Origin of the sequence: Acinetobacter baumannii, from assembly GCF_009759685.1 — a bacterium.
GTDB classification, from domain to species: domain Bacteria; phylum Pseudomonadota; class Gammaproteobacteria; order Pseudomonadales; family Moraxellaceae; genus Acinetobacter; species Acinetobacter baumannii.
In genome coordinates this window covers 3,510,940-3,529,186 of sequence record NZ_CP046654.1, presented here as the reverse complement: position 1 = coordinate 3,529,186, position 18,247 = coordinate 3,510,940, and the positions used below count along the sequence as shown (strand labels likewise).

At 40.3% G+C, this 18,247-nt stretch carries 16 protein-coding genes; 9 read left to right on the top strand and 7 right to left on the bottom strand.

Going from position 1 to position 18,247, the window contains the following annotated elements; all coding sequences use genetic code 11:
- The first annotated feature begins 76 nt into the window (after nt 1-76).
- Nucleotides 77-808, top strand: coding sequence for a GntR family transcriptional regulator (locus tag GO593_RS16870; protein ID WP_000883501.1), 732 nt, complete (start codon nt 77-79; stop codon nt 806-808).
- A gap of 93 nt (nt 809-901) precedes the next feature.
- On the opposite strand, the gene GO593_RS16865 is transcribed toward GO593_RS16870, so the two are convergent.
- Entirely contained in the window at nt 902-1,780 is an 879-nt protein-coding gene (locus tag GO593_RS16865) for an SMP-30/gluconolactonase/LRE family protein (protein WP_000404165.1), read from the bottom strand.
- A 296-nt stretch (nt 1,781-2,076) separates the two neighbouring features.
- On the opposite strand from GO593_RS16865, the gene GO593_RS16860 reads away from it, so the two are divergent.
- The gene (locus GO593_RS16860) at nt 2,077-3,420 is read left to right on the top strand and encodes an MFS transporter (protein ID WP_000053789.1); all 1,344 of its coding nucleotides are present in this window, start codon (nt 2,077-2,079) and stop codon (nt 3,418-3,420) included.
- Nucleotides 3,421-3,520: 100 nt separating this feature from the next.
- Here GO593_RS16860 and GO593_RS16855 read toward each other — a convergent pair whose 3' ends face one another.
- Nucleotides 3,521-4,453 (bottom strand): LysR family transcriptional regulator, encoded by a 933-nt coding sequence (locus GO593_RS16855; RefSeq protein ID WP_000366423.1) that lies wholly within the window; start codon nt 4,451-4,453, stop codon nt 3,521-3,523.
- Between the two features lie 99 nt (nt 4,454-4,552).
- Between GO593_RS16855 and GO593_RS16850 the strand changes: the two genes are divergently transcribed.
- Nucleotides 4,553-4,987: a DMT family transporter gene (locus tag GO593_RS16850; RefSeq protein ID WP_001166491.1), complete on the top strand. Its 435-nt coding sequence runs from the start codon at nt 4,553-4,555 to the stop codon at nt 4,985-4,987.
- Between the two features lie 9 nt (nt 4,988-4,996).
- Nucleotides 4,997-5,455, top strand: a complete 459-nt coding sequence (locus GO593_RS16845; protein ID WP_000584779.1) for a DMT family transporter — start codon at nt 4,997-4,999, stop codon at nt 5,453-5,455.
- Between the two features lie 99 nt (nt 5,456-5,554).
- Here GO593_RS16845 and GO593_RS16840 read toward each other — a convergent pair whose 3' ends face one another.
- Both GO593_RS16840 and GO593_RS16835 read right to left on the bottom strand, forming a co-directional pair.
- On the bottom strand, nt 5,555-6,640 hold the full coding sequence (locus GO593_RS16840; RefSeq protein ID WP_000105384.1) for an HlyD family secretion protein: 1,086 nt from the start codon (nt 6,638-6,640) through the stop codon (nt 5,555-5,557).
- Nucleotides 6,637-8,214: an MFS transporter gene (locus GO593_RS16835; RefSeq protein ID WP_001026286.1), complete on the bottom strand. Its 1,578-nt coding sequence runs from the start codon at nt 8,212-8,214 to the stop codon at nt 6,637-6,639. Before GO593_RS16835 ends, GO593_RS16840 begins: the two co-directional genes overlap by 4 nt.
- A 166-nt stretch (nt 8,215-8,380) precedes the next feature.
- Between GO593_RS16835 and GO593_RS16830 the strand changes: the two genes are divergently transcribed.
- Complete coding sequence (locus tag GO593_RS16830; RefSeq protein WP_001278399.1) at nt 8,381-9,001, top strand: TetR/AcrR family transcriptional regulator; 621 nt, start codon at nt 8,381-8,383, stop codon at nt 8,999-9,001.
- A gap of 77 nt (nt 9,002-9,078) precedes the next feature.
- Here GO593_RS16830 and GO593_RS16825 read toward each other — a convergent pair whose 3' ends face one another.
- The 3 genes from GO593_RS16825 to GO593_RS16815 all read right to left on the bottom strand — a co-directional run bounded on the left by GO593_RS16825 (nt 9,079) and on the right by GO593_RS16815 (nt 13,724).
- The gene (locus GO593_RS16825) at nt 9,079-10,656 is read right to left on the bottom strand and encodes an aldehyde dehydrogenase (NADP(+)) (protein WP_000152487.1); all 1,578 of its coding nucleotides are present in this window, start codon (nt 10,654-10,656) and stop codon (nt 9,079-9,081) included.
- 16 nt (nt 10,657-10,672) lie between these two features.
- Nucleotides 10,673-12,460 carry an IlvD/Edd family dehydratase gene (locus GO593_RS16820; protein ID WP_000999643.1) on the bottom strand — a complete coding sequence of 596 codons (1,788 nt, stop codon included), beginning with the start codon at nt 12,458-12,460 and terminating at the stop codon, nt 10,673-10,675.
- Nucleotides 12,461-12,548: 88 nt separating this feature from the next.
- Entirely contained in the window at nt 12,549-13,724 is a 1,176-nt protein-coding gene (locus tag GO593_RS16815) for a fumarylacetoacetate hydrolase family protein (protein WP_001011878.1), read from the bottom strand.
- A 111-nt stretch (nt 13,725-13,835) separates the two neighbouring features.
- On the opposite strand from GO593_RS16815, the gene GO593_RS16810 reads away from it, so the two are divergent.
- From GO593_RS16810 to GO593_RS16795, 4 genes are all read left to right on the top strand, one after another.
- A complete protein-coding gene (locus GO593_RS16810) occupies nt 13,836-14,771 on the top strand; it encodes a LysR family transcriptional regulator (RefSeq protein ID WP_000774594.1) in 936 nt (311 codons plus the stop codon).
- Nucleotides 14,772-14,981: 210 nt separating this feature from the next.
- Entirely contained in the window at nt 14,982-15,953 is a 972-nt protein-coding gene (gene denD / locus GO593_RS16805) for a D-erythronate dehydrogenase (protein ID WP_001101643.1), read from the top strand.
- Nucleotides 15,954-15,986: 33 nt separating this feature from the next.
- Complete coding sequence (locus GO593_RS16800; RefSeq protein ID WP_000389451.1) at nt 15,987-17,363, top strand: MFS transporter; 1,377 nt, start codon at nt 15,987-15,989, stop codon at nt 17,361-17,363.
- A complete protein-coding gene (locus tag GO593_RS16795; protein ID WP_000090985.1) occupies nt 17,363-18,235 on the top strand; it encodes an NAD(P)-dependent oxidoreductase in 873 nt (290 codons plus the stop codon). Before GO593_RS16800 ends, GO593_RS16795 begins: the two co-directional genes overlap by 1 nt.
- Nucleotides 18,236-18,247 lie beyond the last annotated feature (12 nt).

The window sequence follows — 18,247 nt, the reverse complement described above, 5'->3', positions numbered from 1 at the left end:
ATATATATGTTTGGTTTTTTGTATTACACAGAACTATGCTAATATTGTCAAATCGATTTCATAATGTTTAACGCAAATGCTTGATGAGACTGCATTTAAAAATTTTAAATTGCCAAGATATGAAAAGGTCCGTTGGGAACTTCAAAAACTACTGATCCAGTCAAAATGGACAGTCGAAGAGCCTATTCCAAGTGAACAAGAACTTGCGCAAATGTATAGCGTATCGGTAGGAACCGTTAGAAAGGCGGTTGAAGGACTGGTTGAAGAAGGCTTATTGGTTAAACAGCAAGGAAAAGGAACTTTCCTTAAACAACCTAATTTTGAAAATTCGCTCATTCGTTTTTTTAGATTACGTAATAAAAAGGGCGAGTTCATTCAGCCACAAGGACAAATCAAAAAAGTAGAAGTGTGTGATGCAATACCGGAAGTAAACGCCGAGTTAGGGCTTGAGCACATCGAAAAGTTGCTTTATATCGAGCGTGTCCGTAAGCATGAAGATGTCGTTGTTTTAAGCGAGAGAATCTGGCTACCTGAACGCTTATTTAAAAATCTGGAAGAAATTCCAATCGCTGAGTTTGGTAACTTACTTTATCCTTTTTATTATCAGCACTGTGGCCAATTTATTTCTTCTGCAACAGAACGGTTAACTTTTGAGAAAAATATTAAAGATAGCTATTTAAATAATCACCTTGAAGACCCTTTAGTGAAGGTATGCCGTATTGCAAAAAATCTTGAAGGTGTAGCGGTCGAATACCGTGAGTCTTATGGTTTGGCCGATAATTTTCATTATGAAATAACAATTAATTAATTCTTGATGCAGCTTAATAAAGATTTCCTTATTGAGCTGCAGAGCTGGTTTACTATCTTTTATAGTTAAGTATTTCTTGTAGGAAGTGAGTCATTACCCCATAAATCGAGCATCGGCTATTCCTTGGATGCCTAGCCCATAAATGGCAAAAACACTGCCCCGCAATTGGTTGTCATCAGGGAACCTCGGAAGAGGCGGTTGTGACATAGATGTAACAAACAAGACATCAAGATTTTTTCCGCCAAAAACTGCACTGGTAATTTTTTTTACAGGCATTTCAATAATACGATCGATTTTTCCATCAGGTCGATAACGTACTAACTGACCCGAATATACTTTTGCATTCCATAAATAACCTTCACGATCTACTGTCGAGCCGTCTGCTGAACCACCGTCTGAGGTATCTATCTTACAAAAAATGGTTTTATTTGAGATTTGGCCTGTTTCAAGATCATAATCATAAGACCAGATTTCACCTTGCCATGTGTCTGCAAAATAGAGCTTAGTACCATCAGGACTCCAGCAAATACTATTTGAAGTATTAATATTATTTTCTAATTTTTCTATTTTATAGTCTGCATCTAATCGATAAAGAGATGCGGTATTCCCATCCTCGAGGCGGTTCATAGAGCCAAAAACGAATCGACCTTGCCGATCAACACGACCATCATTTAATCTATTTTGAGGTAGGTCTGGTTCAGGGTTGCAAATAAATTTTAAGTTGCCTGTGTCAAAGTCGAGTTGATATAACCCATCTTCGAGCGCAACAATTGCGCCGTTATAATTTTCTTGTAAAGCAAAAGAACCTATTTTTTTATGAACTTCCCACGCCCGTATATTCCCACCGAATTCATCACAACAGAATAATCGTCCATCAACAATATCTACCCAAAATAGGCGTTGGCGAACAGCATCCCAAGTTGGGCATTCTCCAAGTTTTGTTTTTACATCTACCAGTACTTTAATTTCCATAATTCCTTTTTTAGTCCTTTTATTCAGTCATTCATCGAAGAAACTAAATTAATGAAAGCCAAATATAAAAACCAATGAAAATTTTTCTTTACCTAATAAGGGATTGTTATTGGTCCAGTGGATTAAAAATGTAGGGAAATAAATAGCTAAGAACTAAATTGATAAATATAAGTTATTACGTGGTGTAGAAATATCATTAGTAATTCTAAATCGACTTGATAGTTTAAGAGTGGACAAATGACATAGCGTTATACGTAAAAGCATGTGGATGCATTTTAATTAAAAAGGAATTAGAAATGAGCCTAAAAAAAGTTCATCGCCACTCTTGGGTATCATTAGTGATTTGCTGGATTATTTGGGTGGTTGTTGCATACGACCGAGAGTTGATTTTCCGCGCAGCCAATATGATTTGTAATGAATTTAATTTATCTCCGACGCAATGGGGATACACCATTGCTGCAATTACACTTTCTTTGGCCGTTCTTAGTATTCCGGTTGCTGCTTTAAGTGATAAACATGCGTCCGGTTGGAAGCGAGGAATTTTTCAGTGGCCCTTAGTAATCGGATTTACTTTTATTTCGTTGCTTTCAGGCATTACATCTTTAAGTTCAAGTTTTTATAAGTTCGTAACCTTACGTATTATGGTTTCTTTGGGTTGTGGGGTGGCAGAGCCAGTTGGGGTGAGTAATACTGCTGAATGGTGGCCCAAGGAACACCGTGGTTTTGCCATAGGTGCTCATCACTCAGGTTATCCGGTTGGAGCGCTACTTAGCGGTGTTGCAATGGCCACCATCATTACCTATTTTGGCCCGCAAAATTGGCGCTATGCCTTTTTTCTTGGAATTATATTTGCTGTACCGGCATTAACATTTTGGGCGATTTATTCCACTCGTAAACGTTATTCAGAGTTTCACCAATCTTGTGTAGATAATCAATTCACACCACCAACAGATTTTGTGCACGATGAAGGAGAAGAAAAAACAAGTACGCATAGTACATGGGAACGTTTAAAACAAACTCTAAGTTCTCGAGGAATTGTGTTTACCGCAGCCAGTACTTTAATTACCCATGTGGTGTATATTGGTTTTTTAACTATCTTTCCTGCATTTTTATACAATATTGTCGGGTTAGATCTGGCGAAATCGGCTGGCTTGAGCGCTGTATTTACAATTACCGGCATGATGGGGCAAATTATTTGGCCGACTTTGTCCGATAAGATTGGCAGACGACTCACATTGATTTTATGTGGTTGTTGGATGGCGGTCAGCATTGCAAGTTTTTGTTTAACCTCAGGCGTGGTTTCCGTCATTGCAATACAACTGTTTTTTGGTCTATCTGCCAACGCAATTTGGCCTATTTTCTATGCGACAGCATCAGATTATGCGCCAGCCGGAGCAATTGGAACTGCAAATAGTTTAATTACAGTTGCTCAGTATGTAGGTGGGGCAGTCGCACCGATTATTATGGGATATTTGCTTACGAGCTTTGGTGGCTGGCATAGTCATCAGGGGTATATCTGGTGTTTTCTCTTAATGTCATGTTGTGCGTTTATTGGCGTGATTTTGCAAATCATATTGGGTTATCTCATTAAAAAAGAAAAATCAGAACAAGTTGATAATTTAAGTTTGAGTGCAAATTAAATTCTTATCTATTTCAAGTTTTTAGTCTTATTTTCATCTCTGGTGAGACACCAGCAAAGTATGTCGATATTTGAATACTTTGCTGACCTTGAAAAGAAAACTAATTCTGCCAATACGGTGTGTCACCATAGATTTCTGCAAAATAATCGATCACTGCTCTAATGTTGAGCGGTGGATGGCGGACATTGGGATAAATGGCTGCGATATGCTGGGGGTGTGATTTAATCGCGACTTCATATTCAGGTAAAAGCTTTATTAAGTCACCTTTTTTTAAAGCTTCGCCAATCAGCCAATCAGGAAATAAAACAATCCCCATGCCATGAAGCGCGGCTGTCATTAAACTCTCGGCATTGTTTGAAGAAAGTAACGGGGTAATTGGATAATGTACCCATTCTTCATTGGGCTTTCTCACTAACCAGCGGTTAGGACCTTCAAAACCTTTATAGACTAGGCACTTGTGTTGATTAAGTTCTGTTGGGTGGTCGAGCGTACCGTATTTGGCAACATACTGAGGAGAGGCGGCTAAATGATATTTTTGTGTACCAAAAATACGGGCATGAAATGATGAATCAGTCAGTGCTCCAATACGAAATATTAAATCTGTGCTTTCGCGTAATGGGTCTATAAATTCATCGGTTTGAATTAGTTCTATTAGAAGCCTTGGATAACGCTCTGATAAACCCGCCAACCACGGCGCAATATGTCGTTGCCCAAAAAATACAGGGGCATTAATTCGGACGAGTCCAGATGGTTCTATGGTTTTATCTTGTAAAGCCTTTTGAGCTTCATCAAATTGTTCGGTAATTCTTTTTGCATATTCAAAAAATAATTTGCCCGATTCGGTCGGTGTGATAGCTCGTGTATTTCGGTAGAAAAGTTGCTGCCCCAACGCATCTTCAAGTTGTTGAATGGTTCGAGAAATCATGGAGGCAGACACATCTTCTTTACGTGCTACATTCGAGAAGTTTTGAGCATTGTAAACACTAATAAAGAAGCGAAGCGTGCGGATATCAATCGAATTTGTTAAATCCATTTGTGCAATTTCTGCAAAAGTGATTCATGAATTATGCTGTTTTTCTGATGAATTAGCTACCTTAGTATTCGTTGCCTAGATACAGATGAGGCAATGTAGATGCAAATTCTATTACTACTCCTAACCATTTTAGGGGGAATGGGGCTATCGGTCGAAGCTGGGCTTTTAGGGCCGTTAGGAAAGGAAGTAGGTGAGTTGTGGGCCACGTTTAGTATTTTTGGCGTGGGTGCAGCACTTACTTTTTTACTCATGTTGTTTTTTAGCCCACGTAATAGCCCTTCATTTTTTACACTTCCATCTTGGCAATTACTCGGTGGCGTTTTAGGTCCGGCTTACGTCATTATTTTGACCATTACCACTCCAATTATTGGCATTGCAATGACCATGATTGGGATTTTAGCGGGACAGGTATCAAAAAGTCTGATTATCGACCACTATGGTTTACTAGGAACTCCACATAGGAAAGTAGACCGTAAACGAGTAGTCGCACTCATCTTTATTGTTGCTGCACTTATACTTGTGGCAAAAGCGTAGGAGACAGCCATGATAATTTTAATGATTCTTCTCGCCGTCATTGGCGGTGCTTTGCTGAGTGTACAGGCTGCAATTAATGGTCAACTTGGAGCGAAAGTTGGTGTATTTCGTAGTGCTTTTTTGACTTTCTCAGTCGGTGCTCTAATTACGGCTCTCCTTATTTTTTATTTTGAACCTAAACAAGCCTTAACACTATTAGATGTTCCTAAATGGCAGTTATTAGGTGCCATGTGTGGCGTACCTTATATTGTCATTATGGTACTGGCTGTACAAAGAATTGGGGCTGCAGTTGCTACGGTGGCTGTGATTTTTGGGCAACTTTTGATGAGTATCTTGATTGATAACTTTGGTTGGTTCGGCAATGAAACGCTTCCTTTCTCACCGTATCGATTAGGGGCGCTAATTTGCTTAGGAATTGCTTTATATTTTATCTATTCAAGTAGTAAGGATAAAAAGGTAGAAGGGTAAAATACGGGCTTAATTTAATATTGAATTTGATGAGGCCTCATTAGGAGTAAGACTAACAATGAGGCTCATTTAAAGTTTGAAGTGCTCAGTTGATTCCGTTTATTTGGTCGTATCTACAGAAACCACAACAGATAGACCAGGACGCAACAATTTAATATCAGGTTGGTTCTCAAGGAGTTTGATGCGTAAAGGTAAACGCTGAACAATTTTAGTAAAGTTACCCGTCGCATTTGTTGCTGAAATTGGCGAGAAGAATGCACCAGTCGATGGTGAGAAACTATCTACCACACCTTTTAACTCAACATTGTAAGCGTCGACATAAACAGTGACAGGCTGGCCGATTTTAATTTGTTTTAGCTCAATTTCACGGAAGTTTGCTTCTACATACACTTGATCTAAAGGCACAACCACCATGAGTGGATTACCTGCGCCAACAAAGTTGCCCACATTTGCAGACTTTTGCCCAATCATGCCATCAATAGGTGCTCGAATTTCTGTATAGCTCAGATTCAGTTTTGCTTTATCAAGCGCAGCTTGGGCTTGTTTTAAAGCGGCTTGTTTAGCTTGAACCTGAATCTTATATTGGTTGAGCTGATACTGCGCATCAATGACTTTTTCTTTACTGCTGTCCAAGTCGGCATATTGCTCGGTCAATGTGGTTTTTGACTGTTGTGTAATCAATCTAGACTCAGCACCAAGTGCCTGTAATTGCTCATAGCGTGCGGTATTATCTTTAGTGAGTTTAATGCCGGCTTCTACTTTTCTAAGCTGGGCCTCTGTTTCTCGAATAACAGTTGGTTGTCTTTCTACTGCCAGCATTGCTTCATTTAAGTCAGCTTGTGCTTTGGCATAATTAGATTCAGCTTCAGCTAAAGCCGCCTGATAATCACGTGCATCAATCCGTGCCAAAAGCTGGCCTTTTTTTACGGTCTGGTGATCTTTAATATAAATTTCTTCAATATTACCTGACACTTTGGGAGCAATGGTTGAGTACTCGACATCTACCCGCGCATCGTCAGTTTTAACAATGGAAGAAGGTAAAAATATAACTTTTAAAATCCATAAAATGGAAACTAGAACGACTATAAATGCAATAACCATAACCCAGTGTTTCTTAAGATATTGCATCTTTGTTAACTTGGGTGGCTCGGTCATGGAGTGATCTTGGGCTTCGAGAGTACTCATAAAGATTTTCCTGAGTTATGACTATTCATTAACTTAATGAGAGCAATGCGTGGTGGATAAGTTCTAACTGGCAAAATCAGCATAACGATAAATAAAATTGCAGTAAGTCCCGCTAAAATCAGATATTGATCACTAATGACTAACACTGATTGCTGTGCCTGAATCGCAGAATTTAAGGCAGATAAACCACCGGAAACACGTTCGGTACCATCTGCACTCAGCACAGGCGGGGTAAGAGGATTAATAACAGGACCTTGAATATTTTGAAAAACATGTTGTGCGGTATTTTCAATCAGCCGTGTTGAATGGTATTCACCACGTACTCGATTGACCCAGTCCAAAAGGCACACACCAAGTACGCCGCTAATAGCACGCGGGGTGTTAATCATAGGTGAAGCATAGATTGCCATAGTTGGGTGGACACTATTTGTACCCATCATGAGGAGTGAAAGCACTACACAGGTTTGACCTAAACATGAGATTGCATGCCAAAAATAGAATTGGTCTTGGTTCCAAGTCGTATCAAGTTGACTTGCACCTAAGCAGCCAACCATAACCAAAAGCAAACCAAATCCATGTACATATCGGCTATCAACCCAAGCTTGGTTCAAAACTTTAATAACAATCGGGATATAGATAAATTGTAATGCGGCAATTTGTAAGCCAATCCACATGGTTTGAGTAGGCTTATAACCATGCACGGCGCTTAAGTAATTAAGGGGTAATGTACTGGTTGACATACCAATAACCACAAAGCAGAACAACGCAATAACAGCATAACCAAAATTTCGTATTTCGAGCATTTGCGGTTTAATTAATGGTGTTGGATAGCGCCATTCATGTATTAAAAATAAAGGGAGGGTAATGGCACTCATTAAAGCCAAAACACAAATCAATTTTGAATGGAACCAGTCCAAATGATTGCCATGCAAAAGCATGGTACTAAGGCTTGCCAAACCAATAATGGCTAGAATCGCGCCAGTCCAATCGTAAGTTTTTATTCTTGAGTAATTTAACGGATCTTGCGGAATACCGAAGTAAACTAACGCAGCACTTAAAGCACAAAAAGGAATGGTTTGGAAAAATATCATCTTCCAACCAATCACATCCAAATAAAAGGCAGCAAGCGCAGCGCTTAAGTTTGGGAAAAAAGTTGCTGTCAATGCATAGCAGGCCAAGCCCCATAGACGAATTTCAGGTCCTAGGAATCTAAGTGCACATGCCATTAATAAAGGAATAGTTAAGCCATTGGCGAGTCCTTGTAAGCCCCGTAATAAATAAAATATTTCGATATTTGGGCTAAAAGGAATTAAAACGCTAGAGAAGAGGCAAAGTCCTATCGCAAAAAGAAGAACCCGACGCATAGAAAAAATAACGGCCCAACTGGTGGACAGGATCATCCCAATAATCATGGCACTGGCATAAATACTGCTGACCCAATAACCAGAGTCGACACTAATACCCATCTCACCGCGAATATCGACCAAGGTAATGCTGCTAATTCGGTTATTAAATTCGACAGTCATGGCTGCAAAAATTGCACCTGCCAAACCGATGAGTGGTCGTATATTCATCTTTTACCTTAAATTTTAAAATGAGCTTAATGCTTATAGCGGTGATTAAGCTCAACTGTACCGATCGGTACTCTACTATCTTATTAAATTTACGTCAATTCTCGATTTTGAACTTTTCGATGAGTTACACTAAGAATGAAATTGCTAAATATGTTTGTAGGGTCGTATGTCTGATTGCACTAAAACGAATGAGAAAGATCAAAAAATTCTGGATGCAGCAACAAAGTTTTTTCTGATCCATGGTTTTAGTGGAACAACCACAGATATGATTCAAAAAGAAGCCGGCGTTTCAAAAGCGACTATGTATGGTTGTTTTAAAAATAAAGAAGCGATGTTTGCTGCGGTCATTGAACGTCAATGTACCAACATGCAAAAACAAATTATGTCGGTCGAGACAAAAGCCAAAAATTTACGTTCAGCCTTAACCGAAATTGGGAAAACTTATCTGTGCTTTATCTTATCGCATTCAGGTTTGGCTTTTTTTAGAGTCTGTATTGCAGAAGCTGTAAGGTTCCCGGAATTATCCGGAAAGTTCTTTGAAGTGGGACCACAACGTCTAGCAAATATTATTGCAGGTTATCTTGAAAAGTCGGTTAAACAAGGAGAAATTGAATTAACGTCTTCTTCGGAAGTCGCAGCACATATATTTTTATCGCTTTTAAGAAGTGATGCCCACCTAAAATGTTTGACTCATCCTGATTATTTAATCTCAGCTGATGAAATTAGTACTTGGGTTGAATACGCTGTTGATTTATTTTTAAAAAATATTAATTACAAACTAAATTGATTTTAAGGAGTTTATACCTCCTTAAAAACCCTAAATGTAGAAGTAAAAAGAGACCAACTTGTGGTCTCTTTTTATTCTTAGATCGCTTCTTTAGTCATCTCACCATTCACCAATCTTAAAATTTGCAACGGATTGCTGTCTTTTAAGGCTTCCGGCAATAAACTTTGCGGATAGTTCTGGTAACACACAGGTCTTAAGTAACGGTCAATGGCCAAGGTTCCGACTGAGGTGCCTCGTGCATCTGAAGTGGCTGGGTATGGCCCGCCGTGTACCATCGCATCACAGACCTCAACACCTGTTGGGTAGCCATTTATGAGTAATCGCCCAGCTTTTTCTTCTAATACAGGAACCACATCTGCAAACTCGGTTAAGTCAGCTTCATCGGCAATTAAAGTTGCAGTCAGTTGCCCATTCATGCTTTGTAGTGCCTGAATGAGTTGGGCTTTATCTTCAACTTCAATGATGACTGTGGTTGGCCCAAAGATTTCTTCTTGTAAAAGCTGGTCACCCGCCAGTAAAAGCTCAACATCAGCTTTAAACAGTTGTGGCTGCGCCTGATTACCTTGTTGAGTATTGCCAGCCAAATGCTTAATGCCTTGATGCTGGGTCAAGTGCTCAAGACCAGCGGTGTAACTTTTTAAGGTGCCGGCATTCAGCATAGTCTGCGCAGGCTTAGCCCCCATAATGTCGGTCAGGTTGCTAATGAGCTGACTAAATTCAGCTGATTTAATACCTAAAATTAAACCCGGATTAGTACAGAACTGACCACAGCCTAAAACTACTGAATCTGCCAAGTCCTGTGCAATTTTTTCTCCACGGTTTTTTAAGGCATCAGGCAACATCAACATCGGGTTAATACTACTCATTTCTGCAAACACCGGAATCGGTTGTGGACGGGCTGCGGCCATATCACATAGAGCACGACCACCACGTAGTGAACCGGTAAAACCCACAGCCTGAATTAAAGGATGTTTCACTAAAGGTTCACCCACGCCATTACCGTAGATCATGTTAAATACACCTTTTGGCATATTTGATTTTTCTACGGCACGTTCAATTGCCTGCGCTACAAAGTCTGCTGTCGCCATATGTCCACTATGGGCTTTCACCACTACAGAGCAACCTGCTGCCAGTGCCGAAGCAGTGTCACCACCCGCAGTTGAGAATGCTAAAGGAAAGTTACTTGCCCCAAAAACTGCCACAGGGCCAACACCGATTTTAATCTGGCGCAGGTCTGGGCGAGGTAAAGGCTGGCGCTCAGGTAAAGCAGTATCAATACGGGCACCTAAGAAATCACCACGGCGCAGCACTTTGGCAAATAAACGCATTTGTCCACTGGTACGGGCACGTTCACCTTGTAAACGTGCAAATGGCAAAGCAGTTTCCTGTGAGACAATTTCTAGGAAATCTGTACCCAAAGCATCGAGTTCATCTGCAATATTTTCTAGAAAAACAGCGCGCTGTTCAGGTGAGGTATGGCGGTAAGTCTTAAAGGCTTGACTGGCAGCTTCACAGGCCTGATTAACCTCTTGCTCGGTTGCATGGTGAAACTCATAAGGCAGAGCTTCGCCAGTGGTTGCATTAATACTTTTTAGTAAAGTGGAACTTTGTGCACTACGTGAACCACCAATAAAGTTGTGTCCGATAATGGTCATAACAAATATCCTGAAATTAATGAGAGTGTCTTGGAAGGTTGTCTTGGTTTACGACTCGCATATATAAAGTTGCGGGTTCCAAACAACCACCAGTAGATAATTGACCTACCATGTTGCGATACATTTCTTGCCAAGGTGTTTGAGATGGAGATACCGTCGGTTTCCATTCACGGCGGCGTTGTTCTAACTCTTCGTCAGAAATGAGCACGTTGACAGAACGTTTATTTAAATCAATACGTAAACGGTCATTAGTTTTAAGTAAGGCAATTCCACCGCCTACAGCCGCTTCGGGTGACATATTGAGAATAGATGGGCTGGCAGAAGTTCCACTTTGGCGGCCATCTCCTAAGCAAGGCAGTGAATCAATCCCTTTTTTAATTAACTCTGCTGGTGGAGCCATATTGACGACTTCAGCACTGCCCGGATAACCCACTGTACCTGCGCCACGAATGACTAAAATACAATGTTCATCAATGTTTAAGGCAGGGTCATTGATACGTGCGTGATAGTCTTCGGGACCTTCAAAAACGATTGCGCGTGCTTCGAAGCTATTTTCATTGTTTGGATCTGATAAATAGGTTTTTTTAAATGCTTCGCCCACTACAGACATTTTCATAATGGCACTGTCAAAGAAGTTGCCACTGAGCACAATAAAACCGGCACCATGTTTAAGAGGTTGTTCATAAGGGAAAATGACATCCGCATTTGAGGTTTTTGCATTTTTGGCAATTTCCCCAATTGTTTTACCGCTAACCGATGCACAATCTTCGTGTAATACACCAGCTTTTTGTAATTCGTGTAGAACGGCAGGAACACCACCCGCACGGTGAAAACCTTCACCCAAATATTTACCCGCCGGCATACAGTTCACAATAAGCGGAATGTTTTCACCCACACGTTGCCAGTCTTCTAAACTCAGCTCAATACCCATATGACGGGCAATCGCAATGAGGTGAGGAGGGCAGTTACTCGATGCGCCTAAAGCTGAGGCTACTGCGATTGCATTTTCAAAAGATTGTTTGGTCATAATTTTAGAAGGACGTAAATCTTCTAAAACCATTTCACATATTCTTTTGCCGGTCATATAGGCCATTTGCCCACGTTCACGATATGGTGCCGGAATACTTGCACATGTCGGTAAAGACATACCCAACGCTTCTGCCAAAGCATTCATGGAAAGTGCAGTGCCCATGGTGTTGCAATGCCCGACTGAAGGTGAAGCAGAAGTGGTCATTTCCATGAACCCTTCATAGTCAATTTCACCAGTGGCAAGTAAGTTTCTTGCATGCCAAAGCACAGTGCCGGAACCAATTAACTCACCTTTAAAATGACCATCTAGCATTGGCCCACCAGACAAAACAATTGCAGGTATATCTGTTGTGGCTGCTGCCATTAAACATGCAGGGGTAGTTTTGTCACAGCCAGTGGTCAGCACTACACCATCAAGCGGATAACCATGCAAGATTTCAACCAAACCTAAATAGGCCAAGTTGCGGTCAAGTGCAGCAGTTGGACGACGGGTTTGTTCTGCAATCGGGTGGACGGGGAATTCCATTGGAATACCACCCGCGTCTCGAATACCCGCTTTAACGCGTTCAGCAAGTTCTTTGTGATGACGGTTACATGGGGTCAAATCACTACCGGTTTGTGCAATTCCAATAATCGGGCGACCTGATTGTAACTCGGCACGGGTTAAACCATAGTTCATGTAGCGCTCAACATATAAAGCGGTCATGTCGGCATGTTCAGGATCATCAAACCATTCTTGGCTACGTAAAAAAATCCGTTTATTTTGATCATTCATTTTTTGATCCTTTCACTCATACTTTTTTGAAATTTAGTTTACTTACGAGATGAATCTTGCAATTCAACCGATCGATAATACGTGAAAATTATAGTAATTCACGCTGCTTCAAATTACGCATCAAAGCATTTATTCCAAAATTCCACGGTGTTGCTTTATCACTGGTCATAACCGTGTTGTACAAAGTACCAAGTTTAGGCGAATGAATACGGACGACATCTCCAACTTTATGGGTAAAGCCAGCCCCAGCTTGTTCTCGATCTTGAGTCGGTGCAAATAAAGTACCCAAGAACAAAACAAAACCGTCTGGATATTGATGGTTTTCATTAAAAGTTTGTTGAATTAAATCTTCAGGATCTCGGCTAATTTGCGACATAGAACTCACCCCATTTAACACAAAGTTATCGGTGCCTTGAATTTGCAGTTCAACATCGCAAGTACGAATATCATTTAAAGTAAAAGTATGGTCAAAAAGGCGAATAAATGGGCCAATCGCACAAGATGCGTTGTTATCTTTCGCTTTGCTTAACAAGAGAGCACTACGTCCTTCAAAGTCCCGTAAATTCACATCGTTACCTAAAGTCGCGCCTAAAATTTTACCTTGGCTGTTGGCAACTAATACGACTTCCGGCTCTGGATTATTCCACTCAGACTTTGGGTGAATACCAATATTTTGTCCTGTGCCTACAGCTGCTAAAACAGGGGCTTTAGTAAAAATCTCGGCATCTGTACCAATACCCACCTCAAGATATTGAGACCACATTTTTTGTTCGATTAAATATTCTTTGAGTTGTAGCGCTTTTTCAGAACCGGGTTCAATTGTTTTTAAATTATCACCGATTACGCCTTGTACAACTTCACGAATCGATTGAGCTTTTTGTGCATCGCCACCGGCTTGTTCTTCAATCACGCGTTCTAACATGCTTGCAGCAAAGGTAACACCTGCAGCTTTAATTACTTGTAAATCAATTGGAGCTAAAAAGTATGCCTTGTTGGTATCTGGCTCGGCGATAGTATTGGCAAATAATTCATCAATTGAACCAACTGGTCTTCCTTCAATTTCAGATAAAGCTTTTAAAGGATCGGCACTTTCAAGTAACTCGGAAATAGTATGAAATTTTTCCGAGATATCAAAAACTTGATTGCCTCTTAAAATAATAGGGGATGGACCCGAAATTTGATTTGGAATCCACGCACGGCCAATTAAGCATCCTTGAGTTGCATCATCTGGTAATGAGTTCTGGGAATTTAACGTAAAGTTCATTTAAAGCTTCCTTCTTTTATTTGAAATCATGATATGTTTCTTATTTAATAAACACCAATCGTAATAATTTAATTATTAATAACCAGTGGTTATCAAAAAGGAATTTTAAAAATGGCAGATTTGACTTACTCAAGTTTAAATAACTGGCTTAAATTCAAGCACTTGGTTTTGTTAGAGACGTTAGCTCGAACCAATAACATGCATTTAGCTGCCGAGCAGATGAATTTAAGTCAACCTGCCGTAAGTAAAATGCTAAAGGAAATTGAGGGCCTTCTTGGGTTTCAGGTCTTTGAGCGACTGCCCCGAAATATGCCTGTAACGGCATTGGGTGAACACGTCATTCGTTATGCCCAGCGGGTTTTGAATGACGCAAAGCATTTTGTCGAAGACATCGAGATTTTACGGTTGGGTGGACATGGGTTTTTAAAAGTAGGAGGAATATTTGCAGCAACCGCCGTGGTAATTCCAAACTCAATTATCGAAATTAAGAAACAATGGCCTCTACTTTCTATCGATGTTGTTGAACAGACCAGTGACCATTTAATGGAAATGTTGAGTGAACATACTCTAGATTTAGCTATAGGTCGCTTTACCGATGTGACGCAAAGTCAGTTTTTCGATTTCCAGCCGTTAGGCCCTGAACCGTTCTGCATTGTTGTCAATAATGCGCACCCATGTGCCCAGAAAAAGTTTTGTACATTAGAAGAATTATTAAAATGGCCGTGGGTACTTTATCCTAAAGGCACACCCATTCGGGAGCGTATGGAAGGTGCATTTGCCCGAGCTAAAGTCAAAATTCCTTTAAATACGGTAAATACCATGTCGATGCAGACCTTTTTACAGATCTTAAAAGGCGCACCTATGGTGGGTATGTTGCCAGAAGCAATGGTGATTGATCAGGTGAAAGAAGGACAACTACAGATTTTAGAAACAGACCTGATTTTAGATGCCCAAGATTATGGAATTTTGACACGTAAAGATGAACCAGTGTCTGATATAGCCGCAGCATTTATTAATATTTTACTTAAAAATGCAAAACGTAAGTAAAGTCCTCAGCCTCAAGTCATAGAAGACTTGGGGCTTTTAAATTAAAAGAAAGCCTATTTAATTTAGTCAAAGTTTCATCATAAAACTGATATTAAAAAGTTATCAATATTTAGAAATTATTCATTGGAAATTATTGCAGGGACTCCTTATCGTTTAATTCATGATGATTAAAAATCTTTAAGTGAATAAGAATTAGGAAAGGATCCCTGTATGAATGTGTTAATTACTGGTGGCACGGGTTTTATTGGAAAGCAAATCGCCAAAGAGATTTTAAAAACCGGAAGCCTGACTTTAGACGGTAAACAAGCTAAGCCCATCGATAAAATTATTTTGTTTGATGCGTTTGTTGGTGATGATTTGCCGCAAGACCCAAAAATTGAAGTGGTGATTGGCGATATTACCGACAAAACCACAGTGGCAAATATTACAGAAAAAATTGATGTTGTTTGGCATTTAGCCGCCGTGGTGAGTTCGGCAGCAGAGGCCGATTTTGACTTGGGAATGGATGTAAACCTTTATGGCCTTTTAAATTTATTAGAAGAATTAAGAAAAAAACAAACAATGCCTCGAGTCATTTTTGCGAGTGGCTGCGCTGTATTTGGTGGTCAATTACCGGAAGTTGTAACAGATGATACGGTGGTTACACCAAAGTCCTCTTACGGTATGCAAAAAGCAGTAGGAGAATTGCTCGTTTCAGATTATTCACGTAAAGGCTTTATTGATGGCCGTGTTTTAAGATTACCGACTATTGTGGTTCGTCCGGGTAAGCCTAATAAAGCCGCATCTACATTTTTTAGCTCAATTATCCGCGAGCCTTTAAAAGGTGAAACGGCAGTTTGTCCAGTCCCGCCAGATACTCCGGTTTTTATTACTTCACCACGACGCTGTGTTGAGTCAATGATTAAGGCTGCGTCAATTTCTTCAGAAGCACTCCAAGATAACCGAATTATTCCCTTACCGGGATTGACCGTTACCGTTAAACAAATGCTTGAGGCTCTTGAAAAAGTTGCCGGTAAACAAGCAACTGATTTAGTGCAGTGGCAAGAAGATAAAACGATTCAAAGGATTGTTCAAAGTTGGCCGGTTCAAGTGAAAGCTGAATATGCCGAATCTTTAGGTTTCCAAGCAGACGAGAATTTTGAAAGCATCATTCAGGCACATATAGAAGATACCCAAAATTAATGGCAGTGATCGCCAATTTATGTGAGAGTTATTATGGAAGATATCAAAAATGTCACTGCTCTCGAAGAGCAGACAATTAAACGTATTTCGAGTCGCATTATCCCGTTTCTTATTATTTTATTCATTATGGCTTTTCTAGACAGAACCAATATTGGTTTTGCTGCGCTACATATGAATGATGCGATTGGAATCACCCAAACTATTTTTGGTTTAGGGGCGGGTGTATTTTTCTTGGGTTACTTTATTGCAGAAGTACCGAGTAACGTTTTACTTCATCGGTTTGGTGCACGGATCTGGATTGCCCGAATCATGATTACTTGGGGAATTATTGCCGGGCTTATGGGATTTATCCATAGTGGGACTCAATTTATTATTTTACGGTTTTTACTGGGTATTGCAGAAGCGGGTTTCTTTCCGGGGGTTATTTTTTATTTAACCTTATGGTTTCCTGCTAAATATCGTGCACGTGTCTTTGCAACCTTTTATTTAGGGTTACCAATTGCTCAAATTATTGGAGCGCCAATTTCGGTCGGCCTTATGCAATGGGGCAATACCATTGGCTATGAAGGCTGGCGTTTGATGTATGTTTTAGAAGGGATTCCTTCCATTATTTTAGGATTAATCTGTCTAAAATATTTAACCAATAACCCGAAAGAAGCACAGTGGTTAACAGCTGAGCAGCGCCAATGGCTCATGAATACGCTAGAACGTGAAGAAAGAGAAAAAGAGCAATCTGCCGATGCTGCTTTAACAAAAGGTGAACTCATTAAACAAGTGTTTAAAAATCCTTTAGTGTGGATTATGGCAATTGTTTATTTTGGAATTACGTCTGGTTCAAATGCGATGTTCTTCTTCTTACCAAGTGTTTTAGAGTCGTTCCGTAACACCTTTGGTATGCAAATTAGCCTTATCCAAAATGGCTTACTCACCGCTATTCCATATGCATTTGCGGCGGTTGGTATGGTTTTATGGAGCCGCCGTTCTGACCGTAAACAAGAGCGTTATAAACACGGTGCTTGTGCAGCACTTATGGCGGCGTTAGCCATTGCGATTGCTTTAATTGTGAATCAACCGTGGGCAATTATTGTGGGCTTTATTTTGCTCGCAATTGGTGTATTTAGTGCGATTAACATCTTCTGGACTATTCCTGGGCAAACTTTAACAGGAGTGGGTGCCGCAGCCGGTATTGGCTTAATTAATTCTGTAGGTAATTTAAGTGGTTTTACTGGTCCATATTTAACAGGCTATTTATATACCAGCACGGGCACCTATACAGTAGCGTTCCTTGCTATTGCAGGATTTGTCGCCATGGGCGGTTTAGGGTTACTGCTTTTGGCAAAGTTAAAGTCTGATAGCCTAAAAGTAGAACAACAGCGACTTAAAGTGCGGACTGCTACGGAGATGAAATAATGGCTCGGATTGGTTTTGTTGGAACTGGCATTATGGGAATGCCAATGGCCATGAACTTATTAAAAGCTGGTCATCAAGTTAAGGTCTGGAATCGAACTTCATCTAAAGCAGAAAGTTTAAAAGAGGCGGGTGCTCATGTTTGTAGTGAACTTGAACAAGTCGGAAAAGATGTAGAGTTTCTGATTTGTATGCTCAGTGATGGAAAAACCTGTAATGAAATTTTATTTCAAGAACGTGGTGCAATTTCACAGCTAAAACCCGAAAGCACGGTCATAGTGATGAGTTCGATACCTGTTGAATTTGCAAAGACACAAAGTGAAAAATGTAAAGAAAGAGGACTTAGATATTTAGATGCACCTGTTTCTGGCGGTGAAAAAGGTGCTCAAAATGCAAGTCTGGCGATTATGGTTGGCGGCGATGCTCAAACATTTTCACATGCTGAATATGTGCTATCTGCCATGGGGCGGCCAATTTTAGTTGGAGATGCTGGCTGTGGAATGCTGGCAAAACTCGTCAATCAAATGATAGTCGCATCCACCATTGCAACCGTGAGTGAAGGTTTATTGCTTGCCAGTAAAGCAGGAGCAGACCCGATAAAACTCAAACAAGCATTAACAGGCGGTTTTGCAGATTCTCCGATTTTGCAACAGCATGGCGAACGTATGTTAAATCGAGATTTTAAACCGGGAGGTACAGCTCGAAACCAGCATAAAGATATTCATACAGCCGTTAGCTATGCTAAATCGCTTGAGTTGAATTTACCTATAGCCCAAAAAGTCAGTCAATTATTTGAAAATATGCTTGCTGCCGGAGATGGTGAGCTTGATCATTCTGGTTTAATTCGTGAGCTTGAACGAATGAATCATGTGTAATATTGCTTTAAT